Consider the following 7,820-nt stretch of genomic DNA (forward strand, 5'->3'; position numbering starts at 1 on the left):
GCTCGATGGCGGCGTTCAAGGCGGGCAAGAAGGACGTGCTCATCGCCACGGATGTCGCGGCCCGCGGCATCGACGTCGATGACGTCACCCACGTCATCAACCACACGATCCCCGACGACGAGAAGACCTACCTGCACCGCGCGGGACGCACCGGCCGTGCCGGTCGCACCGGCATCGCGGTCACCTTCGTCGACTGGGAGGACCTGCACAAGTGGGCCCTGATCAACCGGGCCCTCGAGTTCGGCCAGCCCGACCCGGTCGAGACCTATTCGTCGAGCCCGCACCTCTACTCCGACCTGTCGATCCCGGCCGGCACGAAGGGACGCATCGTCACGGCGCCGCGCCGCGAGCCGCGTGAGCCCCGCGAGGCGACGAGCTGGGCGCCGCGCGAGGAGCGCACGCGCACGCGTCGTCGCACCGACCGTCCCGCGGCGGGCGACGCTGCGTCGACGGATGCCGCGGCTGCGCCGGCAGCGGACGGCGACGCCCCCGCGCGTCGGCGTCGTCGTCGTCGCCGCGGTGGCGGCGGGGCGTCTGCGGCGGGCGGAGAGACGGCCGCGCAGGCCTGACGACGGCTGACGCGGTGTCCGGCGGCGCTCAGGCGTAGACGGGCACCGTGCCGGTACCGCGCTCGATGATGCGGGCGACCATCTCGTCGCTCGTGGTGTTCTCGCCCGGCACGTTCGGCTTTCCCGCACCGTGGTAGTCGCTCGATCCCGTCACGATGAGGTCGTGTCGGGCGGCGATCTCTCGCAGCACGGCCTTGCCCGCGGCCGTGTTCTCGCGGTGGTCGATCTCGAATCCCGCGAGCCCGCGGGCGATCAGCTGCTCGATCGCGGGCACCGGGATCATGCGCCCGCGACCGGAGGGCACGGGATGCGCGATGATCGGCACCCCGCCCGCGCCCACCACGAGGTCGACAGCGGTGAACGGATCGGGCGCGTCGTGGGGCAGGTAGTACCCCTCGCGCGGGTGCAGAATGCCCTCGAACGCCTGCGAGCGGTCGGCGACGACGCCGCGGGCGACGAGCGCGTCGGCGATGTGGGGACGCCCGACGGTCGCCCCGTCGGTGGTCTGGGCGACGACGTCCTCCCACGTCAGGGGGTAGTCGCGGCCGATGGCGGCGACGATGCGCTCGGCCCGGCTGAGGCGGTCGAGGCGGATGCGCTCGGTCTCGGCCCGCAGATCGGCGTCGTCGGGATCGATGAGGTAGGCGAGCAGATGGATGCTGCGCCACTCGTGCCGGGCGGAGAGCTCCATGCCCGGGAGGAAGGTCATACCGAGGGCGGTGGTCGCCTCCGCAGCCTCGACCCACCCGGAGGTCGTGTCGTGGTCGGTGAGGGCGATCGTGCGCAGGCCGTGCCGGTGCGCGGCGCGCACGACGTCCTGCGGCGACTGGGTGCCGTCGGAGTGCACCGAGTGGAGGTGGAGGTCGCTCGGACCCTCGAATCCGCCGTGCGCCGCCATGTCTGCGAGCGTACCGGCTGACACACCGCAGAGGCTCCCTCCCGGCTTCTCCCAGACTGCCGACCTACGGTGGAAGGATGCTGCGCCTGACGGGGATCCTCGTGACTCTCGTGACCGCGATCGCGGTCGCAGCCCTCACCTGGCCGGGATTCTTCCGCATCGACGGGCTGTTCCCGGTGGCGCAGATCATCTCGTTCCGAGCGCCCGTCGTGCTCGCTCTGGCCGGCATCGCCGTGCTGTTCCTCCTGCTCGCAGTCGTGCGTCGGGTGCGGGCTTTCGCGTTCGCGATGACGCTCGTGCTGCTCGCCGGCGCGGCGATCGGCGGGGTGACGCTCACGTCCCGCGGGATGGGTTCGACGACCCTGCCCGAGAAGGACGCGAACAGTGTGCGCGTCATGACGTGGAACACCGCCGGCGAGGCCACCCCGCCCGACGACATCGCCCGCACCGCCGTCGCGATGTCGGCCGACATCGTCACGCTCCCCGAGACGACGATCGAGGTGGGTGAGAAGGTCGCCGTGCAGATGCGCGAGCTCGGCCATCCGATGTGGGCGTTCCACACCGAGTACGGCGTGGACGGCTGGGCCGCCGACTCCACGACGCTTCTCATCAGTCCCTCGCTCGGCGAGTACTCCGTGATCGCGTCGTCGCAGAACGGCACGAGCAACACGTCCACCGTGCCGAGTGCGGTGGCGATGCCCGTGTCGGGCGACGGCCCGATCATCGTCGCCGCCCACGCTGTCGCGCCGCGGCAGAGCGCGATGGCGGACTGGCGCCACGATCTGCAGTGGCTGGCCGATCAGTGCGCGAGCGCGAACGTCATCATGGCGGGCGACTTCAACGCGACCGTCGAGCACATGGCTCGACTCGGCACCGACGGCGGCACCCTCGGACGATGCCACGACGCGGCATCCGTCACCGGCAACGGCGCCGTCGGCACCTGGCCGACGTCGGTGCCGGCGCTGCTCGGCGCACCGATCGACCACGTCATGGCGACGTCGGCGTGGCGGGCGACCGGGTCGGTGGTGCTGACGGCGCTCGACGGGTCCGGCAGCGACCACCGGCCTCTGATCGTGCAGCTCGAGCGCACCTCCGGCTGACAGTGCCGTGCTGCGGTGCGAGACTGGAGGCATGGCTTCGAGCGACGACCAGACGACGACGGATGCCGCGGCTCCCGCGACCACCAACCGCAAGCAGCCCTTCCCCCGGGGTTTCCTCTCCTCCATCGGCTCCGGCTGGGCCGAGCGCCCCGAGTCGCTGCCTCCGGCGCGACCTCAGGCGCCCTACGCGGCTGCGCGGCGTGCCGCAGTCTCGGCATCGTTCCCCGGGCGCCGGCTGGTGCTTCCCGCCGGTGACTTCCAGGTGCGCAGCAACGACACCGACTACCCGTTCCGCGCGCACTCTGCGTTCTCCCACCTGACCGGGTGGGGTGCTGACACCGAGCCCGGCGCCGTTCTCGTGCTCGACCCCGTCGACGGCGGGCACACGGCCACGGTCTACTTCCGCGAGCGCGCGGATCGCACGACGCCCGAGTTCTACGGCAATGCCCAGATCGGCGAGTTCTGGGTGGGGCCGCGGCCCTCGCTCGTCGCCGTCGCCGCCGACCTCGAGATCGCGACGGCGGGGATCGAGGACTTCGTCGCCTCGGACGACGACCTGGTGCTCGATGAGGACGACGACCTCACGCGGGTCGTCTCCGAACTCCGCCTGATCAAGGACGAGTACGAGATCGGCCAGCTGCGTCTGGCGGTCGAGGCGACCGCCCGCGGCTTCGACGACATCATCCGCGCGCTCCCCCGCGCCGTCGCTGCGGACCGCGGCGAGCGCGTGGTCGAGGGGGCGTTCCACCAGCGGTCCCGGCTCGACGGCAACGGCGTCGGATACGACACGATCGCCGCATCCGGCCCGCACGCCTGCTACCTCCACTGGACTCGCAACGACGGGGCCGTCGTGCCGGGCGACCTCATCCTCGTCGACGCGGGCGTCGAGGTCGACAGTCTCTACACCGCCGACGTGACCCGCACTCTGCCGGTGTCCGGAACCTTCTCCCCGGTGCAGCGCCGCGTGTACGAGACGGTGCGGGAGGCCGCGGATGCGGCGTTCGCGGCGGCGCGTCCGGGCGTCACGTTCCGCAGCATCCACGAGGCCGCGATGCGGGTCATCGCCGAGCGCGTCGCCGAATGGGGACTGCTGCCCGTCACCGCCGAGGAAGCGCTGCACGCCGACGCGGGCGGCCAGCACCGCCGCTACATGGTGCACGGCACGAGCCATCACCTCGGCATCGACGTGCACGACTGCGCGCAGGCCCGGCGGGAGCTCTACTACGACGGCATTCTGGAGCCGGGCATGGTGTTCACGATCGAGCCCGGCCTCTACTTCCAGATCGACGATCTGACCGTGCCCGAAGAGCTGCGCGGCATCGGGGTGCGCATCGAGGACGACGTGCTGATGACCGAGTCGGGGCCGGTCAACCTGTCGGCCGACGTGCCGCGTTCGGCCGACGACGTCGAGGCGTGGATGGCGCGGGTCGCGGCATCCTGACGGGCGCGGCCGCGGCTAGGACGCGGGCGTCTCGTCGTCGGGACGGGATGCGGGCGGCGTGATCCGCTCGCCGTACCGGGGAGGTTCGTCGTCGATCGGCGAGCGCTCCGCAACGGGTGGGTGCGGATGCGGCGCCCGGTGGCCCACGACCTCGCGGGCGCGGTGGATGCTCGTGGGGGCGACGGTCACGTCGTAGCGCTCGGCGACCATCTGCATGACCGATGCGAAGTCGCGGCGGCGGCGCACCACCGCGAACATGAGCAGGCTCAGCAGCATGCCGAACGCGATGCCGACGATCATGACCCCGACGAACGTCTGGATCGGGACGTTGGCGGTGCCGAAGACGAAGATGAACGAGAACAGCATGCCGAGCAGCAGACCGTTCACTGCACCGCTGCGGGCGGCTGCGGCCCAGCCGAGCCGCCCGGTGACCCGCTCGACCGACCGCACGTCGTGTCCGACGATCATGATGTCGCGTGCGGGGATGTCGGCGGCGATGAGCGCCGAGACCGCCTTCTGCGCCCCTTCGTAGGCGGGGAAGGAGGCGACGACCTCGCCCTCCGGCGCCGGACCCGACATCATGCTCATGGCCCCATCATCCCACGCGGGTTCCTGTGTTCCGCCGAGGACGTCACCTCGCGCGCGACTACGCTGGTCGGGTGAGCACTCAGCGCGTCTTCGTGGCTCGGCTGGCCGGCTGCAGCGTCTTCGATCCCGCCGGCGACCGGCTGGGCAAGGTGCGCGACGTGGTCGTCATGTACCGAGCCGACGACTCCCCCGCCGTCATCGGTCTGGTGGTCGAGATCCCCGGGCGCCGACATGTGTTCGTCTCGATCGGACGGGTGACCTCGATCGCGAGCGGACAGGTCATCACGACCGGGCTCATCAACGTGCGTCGCTTCCAGCCGCGCGCCGGTGAGGTGCGCGTCATGGCCGAGCTGCTGGGGAAGACCATGCACTTCGTCGACGGGTCCGGCACCGCGGTCGTCGAGGATGTCGCCATCGAGCGCACGCGCCTCGGCGAGTGGGAGATCGGCCAGCTGTTCCTGCGCCGCCCGAAGACCAGCGCGTCGCCGTTCGCGAAGGGTCCGACGGCGTTCGCCGACTGGAGCGACGTGCGCGAGAGCAGCACGCCCGGCCACGAGCACACCGCCGAGCACCTCGTGGCGAGTTTCTCCGACCTCAAGCCCGCCGACCTCGCCAACACGCTCCTCGACCTCCCCGAGGATCGCCTGCTCGAGGTGGCGGAGGAGCTTCCCGACGACCGTCTCGCCGACGCCCTGGAGGAGATGCCCGAGGACGAGCAGGTGCACATCCTCGAAGCCCTCGGCGACGAGCGCGCCGCCGACATCCTCGACGCCATGGAGCCCGACGACGCGGCCGATGTGCTCGCCCAGCTCCCCGAGGACCAGCGCGAGGAGCTGCTCGACCTCATGGAGCCCGACGAGGCGGAGGACGTGCGCACGCTGCTGCAGTACGGGCCCGACACGGCCGGCGGTCTGATGACGTCGGAGCCCATCGTGCTCTCGGCCGACTCGACCATCGCCGAGGCGCTCGCCCTCATCCGCCGTCACGAGCTGCACCCCGCGCTCGCCGCCGCGGTCTACATCACGCTTCCCCCCTACGAGACCCCGACCGGGCGCCTTCTCGGCACGGTGCATTTCCAGCGGATGCTGCGCTACCCGCCGCATGAGCGGCTGGGTGCGATCATCGACGACACCGTCGACCCGCTGCCGGTCACCGCGACCGCGGGCGAGGTCGCGCGCCTGCTGGCGACCTACAACCTCGTGTCGCTGCCCGTGGTCGACCCGGCCCGGAGGCTGCTCGGCGCGGTGAGCATCGACGACGTGCTCGACTACCTGCTCCCCCGTGACTGGCGCTCCGCCGACAGCGCGGGCTCCACGACCACCCCGAGGACGCGGTGATGGCGCGCCGCGGCGGTGACGGGGCGTTCGACGCGCCCCGCGGACGCAACTCCGTGCTCGGGCGCTCGTCGCGTCCGTCCAACGACACGTTCGGCCGGTTCTCGAAGTCCTTCGCCCGCGCGATGGGCACGTCGGGCTTTCTCATCGGGATGTCGGTCGTGGTCGTGCTGTGGCTGGCGTGGAACATCTTCCTGCCGCGCGAGGCGCAGTTCGACCCCGCGGTCACGAACTTCACCCTCCTGACCCTGATCCTGTCGCTGCAGGCCTCGTACGCGGCGCCCCTCATCCTTCTCGCCCAGAACCGTCAGGACGACCGGGACCGGGTGCAGATCGAGCAGGACCGTCAGCGCGCCGAGCGCAACCTCGCCGACACCGAGTACCTCGCCCGCGAGATCGTCGCACTGCGTCTGGCGCTCACCGACCTCAGCCGCGATGTGCTCACGCGCGACTCGCTGCGCGACGAGCTGCGCGCCCTGCTCGAAGACCTCGACGCGCGGGCGACGGGTGAGGATGCCGCGGCCACCGAGGAGCGCGAGCGCAAGCGTCAGCGCGCCGAACGCCGCGAGCAGGCCGAGCGCAAGGCGGCCCGTGAGCAGCAGTGACCCGGCGGATCTGACCGGCCGGGTGCGCAGCGCGGTCGGGGCGGTCGTCGACCCGGAGCTGCGGCGTCCGCTGTCGGAGCTCGACATGATCGCCGACGTGCGCGCGGCCGACGGCGAGATCGTCGTCGCCGTGTCGCTCACGATCGTGGGCTGCCCGGCGTCGGATCGCATCGAACGGGAGGTGGCGGCGGCCGCCGCCGCGGTGGCCGACCGGCCGGTGCGGGTCGAGCTGGGCGTCATGACGCCGGCGCAGCGCGCAGCTCTCACCGAGCGCCTGCGCGCGGGGCGCCCCCGGGGCATCCCGTTCACCGCGGACTCGCTCACCCGGGTGATCGCGGTCACGAGCGGCAAAGGCGGTGTCGGCAAGTCGACGGTCACCGCGAACCTCGCGGTCGCCCTCGCCGCCCGGGGCCTCACGGTCGGCCTCGTCGACGCCGACGTGCACGGCTTCTCGATCCCCGGCATCCTCGGACTCGTGGACGCCGAGGGGCGGATGCCGCACCCCACCCGCATCGACGACCTCATCGTGCCGCCCGTGGCCCACGGAGTGAAGACGATCTCGATCGGCATGTTCTTGCGCGAGGGCGAGGAGCGCAGCCCGGTCGCGTGGCGCGGCCCCATGCTGCATCGCACACTGCAGCAGTTCCTCACCGACGTGTGGTTCGGCGACCTCGACGTGCTGCTCATCGACATGCCGCCGGGCACCGGCGACGTCGCCATCTCGCTCGGGCAGCTGCTCCCCCACGCCGAGGTGCTGGTCGTGACCACCCCGCAGGCGGCGGCGGCAGAGGTCGCCGTGCGCAGCGGCCTGGTCGCGCGTCAGACCGGGCAGCGGGTCATCGGCGTCATCGAGAACATGGCCCCGCTGCGACTTCCCGACGGCACCGTGCTCGACCTGTTCGGCTCGGGCGGCGGGCAGGCCGCGGCATCCGCGCTCTCACAGGGAGACGGAGATGAGGTGCCGCTCGTCGCGTCGGTGCCGCTGAGTCCCGCGCTGCGTACCGGCGGCGACACCGGGTCACCGGTGACCCTCAGCGCCCCGGCCGACCCGGCGGCGGCGGAGATCCTTCGCCTCGCGGACACCCTCGCCCGGCGCCCGCGCGGTCTCGCCGGACGGTCCCTGCGCGTGGGGGTCTCGACTCAGGTCGCCTCGGAGTCGTAGGGCGGGATCTCGCCGTCGGCGAGGTCGAGGGAGGCGACCGCGATCGCGGCCGGGGCCGCGGCCCGCACCGCCGGCGCCGCGGGGGCGTCGTCGAGCAGCGCCTCACGAATGATGCGGCGGGGG

7 protein-coding genes and 1 pseudogene are annotated in these 7,820 nt (G+C 72.1%); 6 read left to right on the forward strand and 2 right to left on the reverse strand.

What is annotated here, in order from left to right:
• A pseudogene (locus ASG00_RS16915) lies at window positions 1-569 on the forward strand (helicase-related protein); the annotation flags it as partial.
• Between the two features lie 28 nt (window positions 570-597).
• Here ASG00_RS16915 and ASG00_RS04615 read toward each other — a convergent pair.
• Window positions 598-1,467 (reverse strand): PHP domain-containing protein, encoded by an 870-nt coding sequence (locus tag ASG00_RS04615; RefSeq protein WP_045246974.1) that lies wholly within the window; start codon window positions 1,465-1,467, stop codon window positions 598-600.
• Between the two features lie 77 nt (window positions 1,468-1,544).
• Here ASG00_RS04615 and ASG00_RS04620 point away from each other — a divergent pair, with 77 nt between their 5' ends.
• Together ASG00_RS04620 and ASG00_RS04625 are read left to right on the forward strand one after the other, a co-directional pair.
• Entirely contained in the window at window positions 1,545-2,567 is a 1,023-nt protein-coding gene (locus ASG00_RS04620) for an endonuclease/exonuclease/phosphatase family protein (RefSeq protein ID WP_056207245.1), read from the forward strand.
• A 31-nt stretch (window positions 2,568-2,598) separates the two neighbouring features.
• The gene (locus tag ASG00_RS04625) at window positions 2,599-4,008 is read left to right on the forward strand and encodes an aminopeptidase P family protein (protein ID WP_045246972.1); all 1,410 of its coding nucleotides are present in this window, start codon (window positions 2,599-2,601) and stop codon (window positions 4,006-4,008) included.
• A 15-nt stretch (window positions 4,009-4,023) separates the two neighbouring features.
• Here ASG00_RS04625 and ASG00_RS04630 read toward each other — a convergent pair whose 3' ends face one another.
• Window positions 4,024-4,596 (reverse strand): general stress protein, encoded by a 573-nt coding sequence (locus ASG00_RS04630; protein WP_045246971.1) that lies wholly within the window; start codon window positions 4,594-4,596, stop codon window positions 4,024-4,026.
• A 71-nt stretch (window positions 4,597-4,667) separates the two neighbouring features.
• Here ASG00_RS04630 and ASG00_RS04635 point away from each other — a divergent pair, with 71 nt between their 5' ends.
• Genes ASG00_RS04635 through ASG00_RS04645 form a run of 3 tightly spaced genes read left to right on the forward strand, consistent with a single transcriptional unit; the run spans window position 4,668 to window position 7,697 of the window.
• A complete protein-coding gene (locus tag ASG00_RS04635; protein WP_056207247.1) occupies window positions 4,668-5,933 on the forward strand; it encodes a magnesium transporter MgtE N-terminal domain-containing protein in 1,266 nt (421 codons plus the stop codon).
• Window positions 5,933-6,535: a DUF1003 domain-containing protein gene (locus tag ASG00_RS04640; protein ID WP_082483056.1), complete on the forward strand. Its 603-nt coding sequence runs from the start codon at window positions 5,933-5,935 to the stop codon at window positions 6,533-6,535. Before ASG00_RS04635 ends, ASG00_RS04640 begins: the two co-directional genes overlap by 1 nt.
• Window positions 6,522-7,697 (forward strand): Mrp/NBP35 family ATP-binding protein, encoded by a 1,176-nt coding sequence (locus ASG00_RS04645; protein ID WP_056207249.1) that lies wholly within the window; start codon window positions 6,522-6,524, stop codon window positions 7,695-7,697. The genes ASG00_RS04640 and ASG00_RS04645 overlap by 14 nt, the downstream gene beginning before the upstream one ends.
• Window positions 7,698-7,820 lie beyond the last annotated feature (123 nt).

The sequence above is a fragment of the Microbacterium sp. Leaf351 genome (assembly GCF_001423825.1).
Lineage (GTDB): Bacteria > Actinomycetota > Actinomycetes > Actinomycetales > Microbacteriaceae > Microbacterium > Microbacterium ginsengisoli.